27 protein-coding genes are annotated in these 15,185 nt (G+C 67.5%); all 27 read right to left on the minus strand.

The annotated features are described in order from the left end of the window. Positions 1-98: 98 nt before the first annotated feature. Positions 99-1,115, minus strand: coding sequence for a DNA-directed RNA polymerase subunit alpha (locus tag V7Z97_RS03260; RefSeq protein ID WP_334161402.1), 1,017 nt, complete (start codon positions 1,113-1,115; stop codon positions 99-101). Between the two features lie 76 nt (positions 1,116-1,191). Next, positions 1,192-1,581: a 30S ribosomal protein S11 gene (gene rpsK / locus V7Z97_RS03265; RefSeq protein WP_056018114.1), complete on the minus strand. Its 390-nt coding sequence runs from the start codon at positions 1,579-1,581 to the stop codon at positions 1,192-1,194. 15 nt (positions 1,582-1,596) lie between these two features. Further along, positions 1,597-1,965, minus strand: a complete 369-nt coding sequence (rpsM, locus tag V7Z97_RS03270; protein ID WP_296451334.1) for a 30S ribosomal protein S13 — start codon at positions 1,963-1,965, stop codon at positions 1,597-1,599. A gap of 369 nt (positions 1,966-2,334) precedes the next feature. Next, a complete protein-coding gene (locus tag V7Z97_RS03275) occupies positions 2,335-2,907 on the minus strand; it encodes an adenylate kinase (protein WP_334161405.1) in 573 nt (190 codons plus the stop codon). A gap of 59 nt (positions 2,908-2,966) precedes the next feature. Then, on the minus strand, positions 2,967-4,316 hold the full coding sequence (gene secY, locus V7Z97_RS03280) for a preprotein translocase subunit SecY (protein WP_334161406.1): 1,350 nt from the start codon (positions 4,314-4,316) through the stop codon (positions 2,967-2,969). An 86-nt stretch (positions 4,317-4,402) separates the two neighbouring features. Beyond that, positions 4,403-4,885: a 50S ribosomal protein L15 gene (rplO, locus tag V7Z97_RS03285; protein WP_325458285.1), complete on the minus strand. Its 483-nt coding sequence runs from the start codon at positions 4,883-4,885 to the stop codon at positions 4,403-4,405. A 169-nt stretch (positions 4,886-5,054) separates the two neighbouring features. Further along, complete coding sequence (gene rpmD, locus V7Z97_RS03290; RefSeq protein WP_395672706.1) at positions 5,055-5,231, minus strand: 50S ribosomal protein L30; 177 nt, start codon at positions 5,229-5,231, stop codon at positions 5,055-5,057. A gap of 5 nt (positions 5,232-5,236) precedes the next feature. After that, complete coding sequence (rpsE, locus tag V7Z97_RS03295; RefSeq protein WP_012521805.1) at positions 5,237-5,824, minus strand: 30S ribosomal protein S5; 588 nt, start codon at positions 5,822-5,824, stop codon at positions 5,237-5,239. A gap of 9 nt (positions 5,825-5,833) precedes the next feature. After that, the gene (gene rplR / locus V7Z97_RS03300) at positions 5,834-6,193 is read right to left on the minus strand and encodes a 50S ribosomal protein L18 (RefSeq protein WP_325458283.1); all 360 of its coding nucleotides are present in this window, start codon (positions 6,191-6,193) and stop codon (positions 5,834-5,836) included. Between the two features lie 2 nt (positions 6,194-6,195). Further along, positions 6,196-6,729, minus strand: a complete 534-nt coding sequence (rplF, locus tag V7Z97_RS03305) for a 50S ribosomal protein L6 (RefSeq protein WP_334161409.1) — start codon at positions 6,727-6,729, stop codon at positions 6,196-6,198. A 1-nt stretch (position 6,730) separates the two neighbouring features. Then, entirely contained in the window at positions 6,731-7,126 is a 396-nt protein-coding gene (rpsH, locus tag V7Z97_RS03310) for a 30S ribosomal protein S8 (RefSeq protein ID WP_325458281.1), read from the minus strand. A gap of 12 nt (positions 7,127-7,138) precedes the next feature. After that, positions 7,139-7,444, minus strand: coding sequence for a 30S ribosomal protein S14 (rpsN, locus tag V7Z97_RS03315; protein ID WP_325458280.1), 306 nt, complete (start codon positions 7,442-7,444; stop codon positions 7,139-7,141). Positions 7,445-7,461: 17 nt separating this feature from the next. Continuing rightward, positions 7,462-8,022, minus strand: a complete 561-nt coding sequence (gene rplE, locus V7Z97_RS03320; protein ID WP_334161410.1) for a 50S ribosomal protein L5 — start codon at positions 8,020-8,022, stop codon at positions 7,462-7,464. Further along, positions 8,015-8,332, minus strand: coding sequence for a 50S ribosomal protein L24 (gene rplX, locus V7Z97_RS03325; protein WP_334161429.1), 318 nt, complete (start codon positions 8,330-8,332; stop codon positions 8,015-8,017). Before rplX ends, rplE begins: the two co-directional genes overlap by 8 nt. Next, complete coding sequence (rplN, locus tag V7Z97_RS03330) at positions 8,332-8,700, minus strand: 50S ribosomal protein L14 (RefSeq protein ID WP_325458277.1); 369 nt, start codon at positions 8,698-8,700, stop codon at positions 8,332-8,334. Before rplN ends, rplX begins: the two co-directional genes overlap by 1 nt. A gap of 11 nt (positions 8,701-8,711) precedes the next feature. Continuing rightward, a complete protein-coding gene (gene rpsQ / locus V7Z97_RS03335) occupies positions 8,712-8,966 on the minus strand; it encodes a 30S ribosomal protein S17 (RefSeq protein WP_325458276.1) in 255 nt (84 codons plus the stop codon). Between the two features lie 13 nt (positions 8,967-8,979). Beyond that, a complete protein-coding gene (rpmC, locus tag V7Z97_RS03340) occupies positions 8,980-9,174 on the minus strand; it encodes a 50S ribosomal protein L29 (protein ID WP_334161413.1) in 195 nt (64 codons plus the stop codon). Next, positions 9,174-9,605: a 50S ribosomal protein L16 gene (gene rplP, locus V7Z97_RS03345; protein WP_325458274.1), complete on the minus strand. Its 432-nt coding sequence runs from the start codon at positions 9,603-9,605 to the stop codon at positions 9,174-9,176. The genes rpmC and rplP overlap by 1 nt, the downstream gene beginning before the upstream one ends. A gap of 11 nt (positions 9,606-9,616) precedes the next feature. Continuing rightward, the gene (gene rpsC / locus V7Z97_RS03350) at positions 9,617-10,381 is read right to left on the minus strand and encodes a 30S ribosomal protein S3 (protein WP_334161414.1); all 765 of its coding nucleotides are present in this window, start codon (positions 10,379-10,381) and stop codon (positions 9,617-9,619) included. Beyond that, complete coding sequence (gene rplV / locus V7Z97_RS03355) at positions 10,381-10,761, minus strand: 50S ribosomal protein L22 (RefSeq protein WP_325458272.1); 381 nt, start codon at positions 10,759-10,761, stop codon at positions 10,381-10,383. Before rplV ends, rpsC begins: the two co-directional genes overlap by 1 nt. Positions 10,762-10,763: 2 nt before the next feature. After that, a complete protein-coding gene (gene rpsS / locus V7Z97_RS03360) occupies positions 10,764-11,042 on the minus strand; it encodes a 30S ribosomal protein S19 (RefSeq protein WP_111458899.1) in 279 nt (92 codons plus the stop codon). 3 nt (positions 11,043-11,045) lie between these two features. Beyond that, complete coding sequence (rplB, locus tag V7Z97_RS03365) at positions 11,046-11,882, minus strand: 50S ribosomal protein L2 (RefSeq protein WP_334161415.1); 837 nt, start codon at positions 11,880-11,882, stop codon at positions 11,046-11,048. Between the two features lie 4 nt (positions 11,883-11,886). Further along, complete coding sequence (locus V7Z97_RS03370) at positions 11,887-12,189, minus strand: 50S ribosomal protein L23 (protein WP_332049711.1); 303 nt, start codon at positions 12,187-12,189, stop codon at positions 11,887-11,889. Then, on the minus strand, positions 12,189-12,827 hold the full coding sequence (gene rplD / locus V7Z97_RS03375) for a 50S ribosomal protein L4 (protein ID WP_334161418.1): 639 nt from the start codon (positions 12,825-12,827) through the stop codon (positions 12,189-12,191). The genes V7Z97_RS03370 and rplD overlap by 1 nt, the downstream gene beginning before the upstream one ends. Beyond that, complete coding sequence (rplC, locus tag V7Z97_RS03380) at positions 12,827-13,609, minus strand: 50S ribosomal protein L3 (protein WP_325458268.1); 783 nt, start codon at positions 13,607-13,609, stop codon at positions 12,827-12,829. Before rplC ends, rplD begins: the two co-directional genes overlap by 1 nt. 13 nt (positions 13,610-13,622) lie before the next feature. Continuing rightward, positions 13,623-13,931: a 30S ribosomal protein S10 gene (gene rpsJ / locus V7Z97_RS03385; RefSeq protein WP_012521787.1), complete on the minus strand. Its 309-nt coding sequence runs from the start codon at positions 13,929-13,931 to the stop codon at positions 13,623-13,625. Between the two features lie 310 nt (positions 13,932-14,241). Further along, on the minus strand, positions 14,242-15,075 hold the full coding sequence (locus tag V7Z97_RS03390; RefSeq protein WP_334161422.1) for a GIN domain-containing protein: 834 nt from the start codon (positions 15,073-15,075) through the stop codon (positions 14,242-14,244). Positions 15,076-15,185 lie beyond the last annotated feature (110 nt).

The raw sequence follows: 15,185 nt of genomic DNA on the forward strand, positions 1-15,185 counted from the left end.
CCCGCCTGGGTCAACACGAAGCGCCGGGGCCCTCCACCGCTGTTGCGGCTTCGTCGGGCCCGACCGCGGAAGCGGCCTGGAACCAGCGCGGTAGTGGCTTACATCTGGTCTTCGAACTTCTTCGCCAGCTCTTCGATGTTCTCCGGCGGCCAGTTCGGCACGTCCATGCCGAGGTGCAGGCCCATGCCGGCGAGGACTTCCTTGATCTCGTTGAGCGACTTGCGGCCGAAGTTCGGCGTGCGCAGCATCTCGGCTTCGGTCTTCTGGATCAGGTCGCCGATGTAGACGATGTTGTCGTTCTTCAGGCAGTTGGCCGAACGGACGGAGAGCTCGAGCTCGTCGACCTTCTTCAGCAGCGCCGGGTTGAACGGCAGTTCCGGCTTGGCCTCGCCCTCGACCTTCTTCTTCGGCTCTTCGAAGGTGATGAAGATCTGAAGCTGGTCCTGGAGGATGCGGGCGGCGTAGGCCACGGCGTCCACCGGGCTGACCGCGCCGTTGGTCTCCACTTCCATGATCAGCTTGTCGTAGTCGAGGCTCTGGCCCTGGCGGGTGGGCTCGACGCGGTAGGCGACGCGCTTGACCGGGGAATAGAGGGCGTCGACGGCGATCAGGCCGATCGGGGCGTCCTCGGGGCGGTTCATTTCGGCCGGGACGTAGCCCTTGCCGGTGTTGACCGTGAACTCCATGCGCACCGAGGCGCCGTCGTCCAGCGTGCAGAGCACGTGGTCGCCGTTCAGGATCTCGATGTCGGACGGGGCGTCGATCTGGCTGGCGGTCACCGCGCCGGGGCCGGTGGCGCGCAGCGTCATGCGCTTCGGGCCCTCGGCGTGCATGCGCACGGCGAGCTGCTTGATGTTGAGGACGATGTCGACAACGTCCTCACGCACGCCTTCCAGCGACGAGAACTCGTGCACGACGCCGTCGATCTGCACGGCGGTCACCGCCGCGCCCTGCAGCGACGACAGGAGCACGCGGCGCAGGCTGTTGCCCAGGGTCACGCCGAAGCCGCGCTCGAGGGGCTCGGCCACCAGACGCGCCTTGCGGGCAGCGTCGGCGCCGGTCTCGATCTGCGGCTTCTCGGGACGGATGAGCTCGTTCCAGTTTCTTTCGATCACGTATGGGTGTCCCTTGGAACGCAGGATCGCCGGCCGCGAACGCGGTCCGGCGCCTTGAATTGCGGTACTTTGTTACTCAGACGCGCCGGCGCTTCGGCGGCCGGCAGCCGTTGTGCGGAATCGGGGTCACGTCGCGGATGGTGGTGATCGTCATGCCGACGGCCTGAAGGGCGCGGAGCGCGGACTCACGGCCCGAACCGGGGCCGGAGACGTTCACTTCCAGCGTCTTCACACCGTGCTCGGCGGCCTTCCGGCCGGCGTCCTCGGCCGCCATCTGGGCGGCGTACGGGGTCGACTTCCGGGAGCCCTTGAAGCCCATCATGCCGGCGCTCGACCAGGAGATGGTGTTCCCCTGGGCGTCGGTGATGGTGATCATGGTGTTGTTGAACGAGGCGTTCACGTGCGCCACGCCCGAGGTGATGTTCTTGCGCTCGCGGCGTTTGACGCGCGCCGGTTCCTTGGCCATCGGAGGTACGCTCTCTTACTTCTTCTTGCCGGCGATCGGCTTGGCCGGACCCTTGCGGGTGCGGGCGTTGGTGTGAGTGCGCTGACCGCGGACCGGCAGGCCCTTGCGGTGACGCAGGCCGCGGTAGCAGGCCAGGTCCATCAGGCGCTTGATGTTGACCGCGGTCTCGCGGCGAAGGTCGCCTTCGACCATGTAGTCGCGGTCGATGGTCTCGCGGATCTGCAGCACTTCCTGGTCGGTCAGCTGGTTGACGCGCCGGGCGTCCTCGATGCCGACCTTGCTGACGATCTCGCGGGCCTTCGCCTCGCCGATGCCATGGATGTACTGCAGCGCGATCACGACGCGCTTGTTGGTGGGAATGTTGACGCCAGCGATACGGGCCACGTGGGAATCTCTCCTGATCACGCAAGAGAAGCGCGAACGGCGCCCCGGCCCCCTTCGCCCAAAGGCACAGGCCGGCGCGTCCTTCGCGCTCTTTCGCGGAAGCGCCTCGTTATAGGGATCGGCGCGCCTCCGTCAATGCGGAATGCGCCCATTTGTGAACGAATTGTCTCCGGCGCAAGGGCGGCCCCTGCGCAAGCAGAACGATCGGCACAGCCCGGGTCGCCCCAGGATGGTTATGAGGATGCATGAAGCCCTCCCCCGGCGCAATTGCGGCGGGTCGCCGCCGTGGCGGGCGGCCGCAAGCGGTGTCTCGGGCGGGAGGCTGCAGGGAGACCGCGCCGCGAATCGCGGGCGGGGCCCCGGGAGACGCTAGGGCTTGCAGGCCTCGAGGGCGGCGTCGATGGCGGCGGCGACCTCGTCGATCGAGCCCATGCCGTCCACTTCCACCAGCTTGCCGGCGTTCTCGTAGTACGGCAGCAGCGGCGCGGTCTGGGCGTTGTAGGCGCCCAGGCGGACCTTGAAGCTCTCGGGGTTGTCGTCGGCCCGGCCGCTCTCGGCGAACCGGCCGGCGATGCGCTGCAGCAGGGCCTCGTCGTCGACCTTCAGGCGGACCACCAGGTCGATCTGCCGGCCGCGGCCCTTCAGCATGATGTCCAGCGCCTGGGCCTGGGCGAGCGTCCGCGGGAAGCCGTCGAAGATCGCCCCGCCGGCCGCCTCGGCCTCCGGCAGGCGGCTCTCGATCAGCTCGACCACGATCTCGTCGGAGACCAGCTCGCCCCGCTCCATGATCCCGGCCACGCGCTGGCCGAGCTCGGAGCCGGAGGCGATGGCGGCGCGCAGCATGTCGCCGGTGGACAGCTGGACCATCTTGCGGGTCTCCACCAGACGCTTGGCCTGGGTGCCCTTCCCCGCCGCCGGCGGCCCGAACAGGATCAGATTCATGTGCGCCCCTCCGCGCCGGCCCTCTTGGCGGGGCCGGCGTTCCTCGACTTGCGTGGCCGCTAGCGGCCGCGCGATCCCCGCAGCTTGGATTTCTTGATCAGGCCTTCGTACTGGTGCGCCAGCAGGTGCGACTGGATCTGGGTCACCGTATCCATCGTCACGCTCACCACGATGAGGATCGAGGTGCCGCCCAGGTAGAAGGAGATGTTGTAGAAGCTGATCAGCGCCTCCGGCAGCAGGCACACCGCGGTGATGTAGGCCGCCCCGATCACCGTCAGCCGCGTGAGCACGAAGTCCAGGTACTCGGCCGTCCGCTTGCCCGGGCGGATGCCCGGCAGGAAGCCGCCGTACTTGCGCAGGTTCTCGGCCGTCTCGTCCGGATTGAACACGATCGAGGTGTAGAAGAAGGTGAAGAAGACGATCAGCGCCCCGTAGAGCAGCATGAACAGCGGCCGGCCGTGCTGCAGCTGGCCCGTGGCCGCCGGCAGCCAGTCCATCCAGGTGGGCAGGTCGCTGTTGGCGGCGAAGCCCATCACCGTGGTCGGCAGCAGCAGCAGCGACGAGGCGAAGATCGGCGGGATCACGCCCGAGGTGTTGATCTTCAGCGGCAGGAACGAGGTGTCGCCGCCGAACATGCGGTTGCCCTGCTGGCGCTTCGGATACTGCACGAGCAGGCGCCGCTGCGACCGCTCCATGAAGACGATGGCCACGGTGACGCCGATCACCAGGATGGCGATCACCAGCAGCGCGCCGCCGCTCATGGCGCCGGTGCGGGTCATGGAGAAGGCCTGGGCGATGTAGCGCGGCAGGACCGCGACGATGCCCGCGAAGATGATCAGGCTGACGCCGTTGCCGACGCCGCGGCTGGTCACCTGCTCGCCCAGCCACATCAGGAACATGGTGCCGCCGGTCAGCGTCACGACGGTGGAGAGGACGAAGAAGGTGCCGGGGTTGTCGACGAGGCCGGGCGAATTGGCCAGGCCCATGGCGATGCCGAAGGACTGGAAGACCGCCAGCACGACGGTCAGGTAGCGGGTGTACTGGTTGAGCGTCTTGCGCCCCGCCTCGCCGCCTTCCTTCTTCAGCTTCTCCCACGGCGGATAGACCGAGCCGAGAAGCTGCACGATGATCGACGCCGAGATGTAGGGCATCACGTTCAAGGCGAAGATCGCCATCCGTTCCACGGCGCCGCCGGAGAACATGTTGAACATGCCCAGGATGCCCTGCGCCTGGCCCTGGAAGGCCTGCTGCAGGGCGACGGGGTCGATGCCCGGGATGGGGATGTAGCACCCCAGCCGGTAGACGATCATCGCGCCCAGGGTGAACCAGATGCGCTTATGAAGCTCCGTCGCCTTCGCGAAGGCGCCGAAGTTCATGTTGGCGGCGAGTTGCTCGGCGGCCGAAGCCATTCACCAATTCCCCTGACTCGTGGTCCCGCTCAGATAGGACTCTCCGGCCCCGATAGCGAGGCCGGAATAGTCGCAGGCCCGTGGGCTCAGGCTTCCGCCGCGGCTTCCGGCTTGGTCGTGGTGAGCGTGCCGCCCGCCTTCTCGACGGCCGCGCGGGCCGAGGCGGTGGCGGAATAGACCGTGATGTTGATCTTGGACTTCAGCTCGCCCTTGCCCAGCAGCTTCACGCCGTCCTTGGCGCGGCGCAGGACGCCGGCCTTGATCAGGACGTCGGCGTCGATGGCGGCCTTGGCGTCCAGCTTGCCGGCGGCGATCGCCTGCTCGATCCGCCACAGGTTCACTTCCGCGAACTCCTTGGCGAACGGGTTGTTGAAGCCGCGCTTGGGCATGCGCATGTGCAGCGGCATCTGGCCGCCCTCGAAGCCCGTGATGGCGACGCCCGAACGGGACTTCTGGCCCTTCACGCCGCGACCGGCGGTCTTGCCCTTGCCCGAGCCCGGGCCGCGGCCGACGCGCATGCGGTTCTTGGTGGAGCCTTCGCGCGGGGCGAGTTCGTTCAGCTTGGTCATGTGCCTCTCCTTGGAGATCTGGCGCCGGGAGCAGCTCCCGACTCGGCGGATGTGCGGCCCTCCCCTTCCGGGCAGGCCAAAACGGATCGAGGGGGTTGAACCCTGCCAGAGCGGCGGATGCAACCCCCTCGACGGTATTACAGGGCTTCCCGGCGGGAAGCCGGCAGTCCTACTCGACCACTTCCACCATGTGGGCGACCTTGGCGATCATCCCACGGACGGAGGGGGTGTCCTCGAGCGTGGACACGCGGCCCACGCGGTTGAGGCCGAGACCGGCGAGCGTGGCGCGCTGGTCCTTCTTCCGGCGGATCGGGCTGCCGGTCTGGCGAACGGTGACAGTAGCCATGTGACTTATCCTTCCGCGTCCGCGGCGGGCTGGGCCGCCGAGGCGCCGTCGGCGCGGCGGCCGATCACGTCGGAGACCTTCTTGCCGCGCTTGGCGGCGACCTGGCGGGGCGAAGACTGGGCCTTCAGCGCCTCGAAGGTCGCGCGCACCATGTTGTAGGGGTTCGAGGAGCCGACGGACTTGCCGACGACGTCCTGGACGCCCAGGGTTTCCAGAACCGCGCGCATCGGACCGCCGGCGATGACGCCGGTGCCCGGAGGCGCCGCGCGGACCATGACCTTGCCCGCGCCCCAGCGGCCGGCGCCGTCGTGGTGCAGGGTGCGGCTCTCCCGGAGCGGCACGCGGATCATCGACTTCTTGGCCTCTTCGGTCGCCTTGCGGATGGCTTCCGGCACTTCACGCGCCTTGCCGTGACCGAAGCCCACGCGGCCCTTCTGGTCGCCCACAACCATGAGGGCGGCGAAGGAGAACCGGCGGCCGCCCTTCACGGTGGCCGCGACGCGGTTGATGTGGACCAGCTTCTCGACGATTTCGCTGTCGCGCTCTTCTTCGCGATTGCGACGGTCGCCGCGCTCTTCGTTCCTGCGAGCCATGATCGTTCCTTAGAAATCCAGGCCGGCTTCGCGCGCGGCGTCAGCCAGGGCCTTGACCCGGCCGTGATAAAGGTAGCCGCCGCGGTCGAAGACCACGGCCTTCACGCCCTTTTCGATGGCGCGCTGGGCGACCAGCGCGCCCACGCGGGCGGCGGCGTCCTTGTCCGAGCCCTTGGTCTTGTTCTCGCCGCCTTCCAGCGACGAGGCCGCAGCCAGGGTCACGCCGCGCTCATCATCGATGACCTGGGCGTAGATGTTCTTGGACGAACGGAAGATCGACAGCCGCGGACGGCCGTTCGCCTGCTTGCGCAGCCGGGTGCGGACGCGTTGCGCGCGGCGCTTGGTGGAGTCGCGAGGGGAGAGCGCCATGGCTACTTCTTCTTGCCTTCCTTGCGGCGGACCTGCTCGCCGGCGTAGCGGACGCCCTTGCCCTTGTAGGGCTCGGGCGGACGGATGCGGCGGATGCGCGCCGCGGTCTCGCCGACCAGCTGCTTGTCGATGCCGGAGATGGTGATCTCGGTCTGCTTCGGCACCGCGAACGAGATGCCCTGCGGCGCAGGAACGTCCACGTCGTGGCTGAAGCCGAGCTGCATGGAGAGCGCCTGGCCCTTCATGGCGGCCCGGTAGCCGACGCCGACCAGCTCGAGCTTGCGCTCGAAGCCCGTGGTCACGCCCGTCACCATGTTGGCGACCAGGGTGCGGGAGAGGCCCCACATCGCCTGGGCGCGGGTGTCCTCGACGCGCTTGGACAGCAGGAGCTCCTGCCCTTCCTGGCGCACCTCGATCTCGTCGGCCACGGTCCAGGTGAGCTGGCCCTTGGGCCCCTTCACCGACACCGTCTGGCCTTCGAGGGTCACCGTCACCCCGTTGGGGATGGCGACCGCCTTCTTTCCGATCCGCGACATCTTAGTAGACCCGGCAGAGGACTTCGCCGCCCACGTTGGCGTCACGCGCCGCGGTGTCCGACATGACGCCCTTCGGCGTCGACAGGATCGAGATCCCGAGGCCGTTCTTCACCGGCTTCAGGTCCTTGATCGACGAATAGACGCGGCGGCCCGGCTTGGAGACGCGGCTGATCTCCACGATGACCGGCTGGCCATCGAAGTACTTCAGCTCGATCTCGAACTCGGGGAACGCGCCCGGCTTCTCCACCAGGTGGTAGCCGCGGATGTAGCCCTCGTCGGCCAGCACGTCGAGGAGCCGCGCACGCATCTTGGACGCGGGCGTGGAGACCTTCGAGCGGCCGCGTTGGGCGGCGTTCTTGATGCGGGCGATCAGATCGCCGATGGGGTCGTTGACCATGAGACCCTCTCCTTACCAGCTCGACTTGACGAGGCCGGGGATCAGCCCGTGCGAACCGAGGTCGCGCAGGGAGATCCGGCTCATCCTCAGCTTGCGGTAGTAGGCGCGCGGACGGCCCGTGACTTCGCACCGGTTGCGGATGCGGGTCTTGGACGAGTTGCGCGGCAGTTCCGCCAGCTTCAGCCGGGCTTCGAAACGTTCTTCCAGCGGCAGGCTCTCGTCGTTGGCGATCGCCTTCAGCGCATCGCGCTTGGCGGCGTGCTGCTTGACGAGCTGCTTGACGCGTTCGTTACGGTTGACGGCGCTTTTCTTGGCCATGTGCTCTTTCCTTCCCGCTACGCTTGCACGAACGGGAACTGGAATTCCTTGAGAAGCGCGCGCGCTTCGTCGTCGGTCTTCGCAGTCGTGGCGACGATGATGTCCATGCCCCACATCTGCTCGATCTGGTCGTAGTTGATCTCCGGGAACACGATGTGCTCACGAAGACCCATGGCGTAGTTGCCACGGCCGTCGAACGAGGTGGGCTTCAGGCCCCGGAAGTCCTTCACGCGCGGCAGCGCGATCGTGATCAGCCGGTCCAGGAATTCGTACATGCGGTCCTGGCGCAGGGTGACCTTGGCGCCGATCGTCATGCCTTCGCGCAGCTTGAAGCCGGCGATGGACGTGCGGGCCTTGGTCGCCACCGGCTTCTGGCCGGCGATGCGCGCCAGGTCGGCCATGGCCGACTGGATCTTCTTGGAGTCACCGACGGCTTCGCCGACACCCATGTTCAGGACGATCTTGTCCAGCTTGGGGATCTGCATCTCGTTAGTGTAGCCGAACTGGTCCTTCAGCGCCTTGCGGATGCGCGAACGGTATTCGGTCTTCAGCCGCGGTTCGTAAGCTTGGTCAGCCATTGGTGATCACCTCGCCGGTCGTCTTGGCGAAACGGACCTTCTTGTCGCCTTCCACGCGGAAGCCGACGCGGGTCGGCTTGCCGGCGGAATCGACGAGGGCCACGTTCGACAGGTGGATCGACGCTTCCTTGTTCTTGATGCCGCCCTGGGGATCGGACTGCGACGGGCGGGTGTGGCGCTGAACCATGTTCAGGCCTTCCACGACGACGCGCTCTTCCTTGGGGAGCACTTTCAGGACGGCGCCCTGACGGCCCTTGTCCTTGCCGGTGAGGACCACGACGCGGTCCCCCTTGCGAATCTTGGCAGCCATCACAGCACCTCGGGGGCGAGAGAGATGACCTTCATGTGGTTCTTGGCGCGCAGTTCACGGGGAACCGGGCCGAAGATCCGCGTGCCGATCGGCTCGCCTTGCTTGTTCACGATCACGGCGGCGTTCTTGTCGAAACGGATGACAGAGCCGTCCTTGCGCTTGATCGCCGAGGACGTGCGCACGACGATCGCCTGCAGCACGTCACCCTTCTTCACGCGGCCGCGCGGAATGGCTTCCTTCACGGACACGACGATGCGATCGCCGACGCTGGCGTAACGGCGCTTCGCGCCGCCCAGCACCTTGATGCACATGACCCGGCGGGCGCCGGAGTTGTCGGCGACGTCCAGGTTAGTTTGCATCTGGATCATGGTCTGATCCCTTACGCTTGCTGCTGGTCCGCGCCGCCCTTAGGCAGCACTTCCCAGGTCTTGGTTTTGGACTTCGGGGCGCACTCGATGATCCGAGCGACCTCGCCGGCCTTGTAGGCGTTGGCCTCGTCATGGGCGTGGTACTTCTTCGACCGACGGACGGTCTTCTTCAGCACCGGGTGCAGGAAGGTCCGCTCGACCTTCACCACCACCGTCTTGTCGCCCTTGTCGGAGACGACAACGCCTTCGAGAATTCGCTTAGGCATTATTCGTATCTCCTCAGGCCTGCGCCTGCTTGGTCCGCAGCACGGTCTGGATGCGCGCGATGTCCTTGCGCACCTCGCCCACGCGGTGGGTCTTCTCGATCTGGCCGGTCGCGGCCTGGAAGCGCAGGTTGAACTGCTCCTTCTTCAGGCTGACGAGCTGCTCGGCCAGCTGGTCGGGGGTCATCCCCCGGACGTCGTCGATCTTCATCACGCGTGCTCCGCGGCGGGGGCGTCGATCCGGGTGACGATGCGGGTCTTCACCGGAAGCTTCGCCGCGCCGAGGCGCAGGGCTTCGCGGGCCACATCGTCCGGCACGCCGTCGATTTCGAACATGATCCGGCCCGGGTGGACGCGGGCGGCCCAGTACTCGACCGAGCCCTTGCCCTTGCCCATCCGCACTTCGGCCGGCTTGTCGGTCACCGGAACGTCCGGGAAGATCCGGATCCAGACCCGGCCCTGACGCTTCATCTGGCGCGTGATCGCCCGGCGGGCGGCTTCGATCTGGCGCGCGGTGATCCGCTCCGGCTCAACCGACTTCAGACCGTAGGAGCCGAAGTTCAGCGTGAAGCCGCCCTTCGCAACGCCGTGGATCTTGCCCTTGAACTGCTTGCGGTACTTGGTCTTCTTCGGAGAAAGCATGCTTCAGACCCTTAAGCGTTCTGCGGCTCGCCGCGGCGCTCGCGGCGCGGGCCGCGGTCCGGACGGTCGCCACGTTCACGGCCGCCGCCCTCGCCCGCCGGGCCGCTTTCGCCGGCCAGGCGCTTGTCGAGAGCCATCGGGTCGTGCTCGAGCACTTCGCCTTTGAAGACCCACACCTTCACGCCGATGATGCCGTAGGTGGTCTTGGCTTCGGTGAAGCCGTAGTCCACGTCGGCGCGCAGGGTGTGAAGCGGCACGCGGCCTTCGCGATACCATTCCATGCGGGCGATTTCCGCGCCGCCGAGACGGCCGGAGACGTTGATACGGACGCCCTTGGCGCCCAGGCGCATGGCCGACTGCATCGAACGCTTCATGGCGCGGCGGAAGGCCACGCGGCGCTCGAGCTGCTGGGCGATGTTCTCGGCGATCAGCTGGGCGTCGGTCTCCGGCTTGCGGATCTCGACGATGTTCAGGTGCACCTCGGCGCCGCCGGCCATCGCCGCCACGTCCTTGCGCAGCTTCTCGATGTCCGCGCCCTTCTTGCCGATGATCACGCCCGGGCGCGCGGCATAGATGGTGATGCGGCACTTCTTGTGCGGACGCTCGATGACGATCCGCGAGACGCCGGCTTGGTACAGGCGCTTCTTCAGCGCGCGGCGGATCTTGATGTCGGCGTGCAGCAGCTTGCCGTACTCGGCGCCGTCGGCGAACCAGCGGCTGTCCCAGGTGCGGTTGATGCCGAGGCGAAGCCCGACCGGATTGATTTTCTGACCCATCAGGCGGCCTCACCCAGTTCGCGGACCACGATGGTGATCTCGGAGAACGGCTTTTCGATCCGAGACGCCCGGCCGCGCGCACGGGCGGCGAAGCGCTTCATGATCAGGTTCTTGCCCACGAAAGCCTCGGCGACGACCAGGTTGTCGATGTCGAGGTTGTGGTTGTTCTCGGCGTTGGAGATCGCCGAGTAGAGCGCCTTGCGCACATCGCGGGCGATGCGCTTGTGGCTGAACTCCAGCTCGTTCAGCGCCCGCTGGACCTTGAGGCCGCGGATCGACTGGGCGACCAGGTTGAGCTTGCGCGCGCTGGTGCGCAGGGTGCGCACCTTCGCCATCGCCTCGATGCCCGTCAGCCGGCGTGCTTTCGCTTGCTTGGACATCGTTACTTCCTCTTGGCCTTCTTGTCGGCCGCGTGGCCCGGGAAGAAGCGGGTGGGCGCGAACTCACCGAGCTTCATGCCGACCATGTCCTCCGACACCAGCACGGGGACGTGCTTCTGGCCGTTGTGCACGCCGAACGTGAGACCCACGAACTGCGGCATGATGGTGGAGCGGCGCGACCAGGTCTTGATCACGTCCTTCCGGCCCGAGCCCTGAGCGGTCTCGGCCTTCTTGAGCAGGTACCCGTCGACGAACGGGCCTTTCCAGACAGAGCGGGTCATGCCTTAGCGAGCCTTCCTGGCGTGACGCGAGCGGATGATGAACTTATCCGTCGCCTTGTTCGTACGGGTCTTGCGGCCCTTCGTCGGCTTGCCCCACGGGGTGACCGGGTGGCGGCCGCCGGAGGTGCGGCCTTCGCCGCCGCCGTGCGGGTGATCGATCGGGTTCATGGCGACGCCGCGGACGTGCGGACGACGGCCCTTGTGCCGGTTGCGGCCGGCCTTCCCGAGGACCTCGTTCATGTGGTCGGGGTTGGACACCGCGCCCACCGTGGCCATGCAGCTGTCCTGCACCATGCGCAGCTCGCCCGAGTTCAGGCGGATCTGGGCGTAGCCGGCGTCACGGCCGACCAGCTGGGCGTAGGCGCCCGCCGACCGGGCGATCTGGCCGCCCTTGAGCGGCTTCAGCTCGACGTTGTGGATGATGGTGCCGATCGGCATGCCGCGCAGCGGCATGGCGTTGCCCGGCTTCACGTCCGCCTTCTCGGAGGCCACCACTTGGTCGCCGGCCTTGAGGCGCTGCGGGGCCAGGATGTAGGCGAGCTCGCCGTCGGCGTACTTGACGAGCGCGATGAAGGCCGACCGGTTCGGGTCGTACTCCAGGCGCTCGACCACGCCCACCACGTCGAACTTGCGACGCTTGAAGTCCACCTTGCGGTAGAGGCGCTTGGCGCCGCCGCCGCGGAAGCGCACGGCCACGCGACCGCCGCCGCCACGACCGCCGGACTTGGACAGGCCCTCGACGAGGGACTTCTCCGGGCGGCCCTTGTGGAGCTCGGACTTGTCGACCAGGACCAGCTGGCGGCGGCCCGGCGACGTCGGATTGTACTGCTTCAACGCCATCGGATCAGAGCCCCGTGGTGATGTCGATCGACTGGCCCTCGGCCAGGGTCACGACAGCTTTCTTGACGTCCGAACGACGGCCCTTGATGCCGCGGAAGCGCTTGGTCTTGCCCTTCACGTTGAGGGTGTTGACCTTGGTCACGTTGACCTTGAACAGCGCCTCGACCGCCGAAGCGATCTCGTCCTTGGAAGCGTCGGCGGCGACGCGGAAGACGACCTTGTTCTGCTCCGAGAGCAGGGTGGCCTTCTCGGTGATCACCGGCGACAGGATGGTGTCGTAATGACGGGCGGTGGGTTGCTCGGCCATCACGCGGCCTCCTTAGCCTGGAAGCGCGCGTTGATCGCTTCGACCGCGTCCTTGGTAAGGACGAGGGTGCGGCGACGCAGCACGTCATAGACGTTCAGGCCGGCGTTCGGCAGCACGTCCACGTTCGGGATGTTGCGGGCCGCCAGCTTGAAGTTGTTGTCGACCTCGGCGCCGGCGATCACCAGCGCGTGGGTCACGCCGATCTTGCCGAGCTGCTCGCGAAGGGCGGCCGTCTTGGCCTCCTTCACCGCGACGCAGTCGACGATGATCAGCGAGCCGTCCTTGGCCTTCGAGGACAGCGCGTGGCGCAGGGCCAGGGCGCGGATCTTCTTGGGCAGGTCGAAGGCATGGCTGCGGACCACGGGACCGTGGGCCTTGGCGCCGCCGACGAACTGGGCCGCCCGGCGCGAGCCGTGACGGGCGCCGCCGGTGCCCTTCTGCTTGTACATCTTCTTGCCCGTACGAGAGACCTCGTTGCGGACCTGGATCTTGTGGTTGCCCGAGCGGCGCTTGGCCAGCTGCCAGGTGACGACGCGTTGCAGGATGTCGCCGCGGATCTCCTCGATGCCGAAGATCTCGTCGGCCAGCTCGATCGAGCCGCCCTTCCCGCCGTCCAGCTTGATGACGTCGAGTTTCATTACGCTTGTTCCCCAGCTTCCGGAGCTTCCGCCGCCGGAGCCTCAGTCGTCGCAGCCTCTTCGGCCGGAGCTTCCTCGGCCGCCGCTTCCACCGGCGTGGGCTCGCCCGACTTGCGGAAGCCACCCGGCTTCGGAGCGTCGGCCGGCAGAGCCGCCTTCACCGCGTCGCGGATCTTCACGAACGTGCCCTCGGTGCCGGGCACGGCGCCCTTCACCAGGATCAGGTTCCGCTCGGTGTCCACGCGCCAGACGGTGACGTTGAGGGTGGTGACGGTTTCCTGGCCGAGGTGGCCGGCCATCTTCTTGCCCTTGAACGTCCGGCCCGGGTCCTGACGCTGGCCGGTCGAACCGTGCGAACGGTGCGACACGGACACGCCGTGGGTGGCGCGCAGGCCGCCGAAGTTCCAGCGCTTCATGGCGCCGGCGAAGCCCTTACCGACGGTCACGCCGGTGATGTCCACCTTCTGGCCCGGGACGAAGTGGTCGGCGGTCAGTTCCGCGCCCACGTCGATCAGGTTGTCCTCGGACACGCGGAACTCGGCGATCGTCCGCTTCGGCTCGACCTGAGCCTTGGCGAAGTGGCCGCGCATGGCCTTGGAGGTGTTCTTGGGCTTCTTGGCGCCAGCCCCGAGCTGGAGCGCCACGTAGCCGTCCTTGTCCTTGGTACGCTGGGCGACGACCTGGCAGCCTTCGAGGCTGAGCACGGTCACCGGGACATGGGAGCCCGCTTCGTCGAAGAAGCGCGCCATACCCAGCTTCTTGGCGATCACGCCGGTTCGCATCGGACCGATCCCCTTAGAGCTTGATCTCGACGTCCACGCCGGCGGACAGGTCGAGCTTCATGAGCGCGTCCACGGTCTGCGGGGTGGGGTCGACGATGTCGAGCACGCGCTTGTGCGTGCGGATCTCGAACTGCTCGCGCGACTTCTTGTCGATGTGCGGCGAACGGTTGACGGTGAATTTCTCGATGCGCGTCGGCAGCGGGATAGGCCCGCGCACGGTGGCGCCGGTCCGCTTGGCGGTGTTGACGATCTCGCGCGTGGAATGGTCCAGCACGCGGTGGTCGAACGCCTTCAGGCGGATGCGGATGTTCTGACGATCCATATCGCTCTTTTCGTTCCCTACAGACGGCGGCCCGCCCGCGTGATCTCGACCATTTCAAAGACCAACCCGAACCCTCCGAAGAGAGCCCGTACGCGTAAGTCCGCTACAAACGACTGAGGCCCGCGCGCAAGCGGCGAGCCTTTCCCGAAACGCTAGGTTTTAGCACTGTCTCAGGTCGTTCCGCGGGCCGCGTCTGCGCCGAAGCGCACAGCCGGTCCAACAGGAGGCGCGTAAATACCTATGCGACTCGGCTTCGTCAAGCGCCGGCGGGCCGAAACCTGCCCGCCGGGCCCGACGCCCCCGGCGGCGCTCAGCCGCCGATGTTGATGTTCCCCGAGCCCATCACGGTGCGCGAGACCTCGCCCGTCACCTGCTTCACGCGCACGTCGCCGGAGCCGGCGATGCGGGCCTTGAGGCTGTCGGCGACGCCGTCGAACTCGATGTCGCCGGAGCCGGCCACGGAGACCGCCATGGCGGTGGCTCGGCCGCCGCCCACCGTCACGTCGCCCGAGCCCGCCACGGAGACCTCCAGGGGCCCTGAGATGGACGCCACGGCCACGTCCCCGGACCCGGCGATGTTCACGTCCAGGCCGCCGCGGATATCGGCCGCGGCCACGTCGCCGGAGCCCGCGATCCTGAGGCGCGCCGAGCCGGCGGAGCCCGCGCGGGTGTTGCCGGAGCCGGCCTGGCTGACCTTCAGCCGGCCTTCGGTGTTGGCGATGGTCCAGTCGCCGCAGCCGGCGTTGGAGAGCTCGACGCTGCCCGAGCGGCCGATCGCGCCGAACACCGCGCCTTCGGCCTCGAGGCTGACGTCGCGCGGCGTGCGGATCACCACCTGCGGCATGTCGGCGTAGGCGATGTCGCCGAGGCCGCGGACGTGCACGACCGTCCTGTCGCCGGCCCCGCGGCAGCCGCGGATCTGGCGGCCCTGGTCGCCGTCGATGACCGTGCGGCCCTGCACGGTGCGCACCTGCATCGGCAGGCCCGGATGGGTCTTCACCCACTCGACCTTGGTGTCGGTGCGGTTCTCCGGGATCACCGTGACGCGCAGGACGGCGTCCTCGATCTCGACCGAGGCGGCCTGGGCGGCGCCGGCCACGAGCGTCACGGCCGCGGCGGCGAAGAGAGAAATCGGCAGACGCATGATCCAGTCCCCATGTCCAACTTGGCGGGGAAGCTAGTCCGGGCCTGTAGGCAAAGCAGCTTAAATCGAGGTCATGACTTTCCGGTCATGGGGCGGGGGTGCGGGCAAAG

The sequence above is a fragment of the Phenylobacterium sp. genome (assembly GCF_036821595.1).
GTDB lineage: Bacteria > Pseudomonadota > Alphaproteobacteria > Caulobacterales > Caulobacteraceae > Phenylobacterium.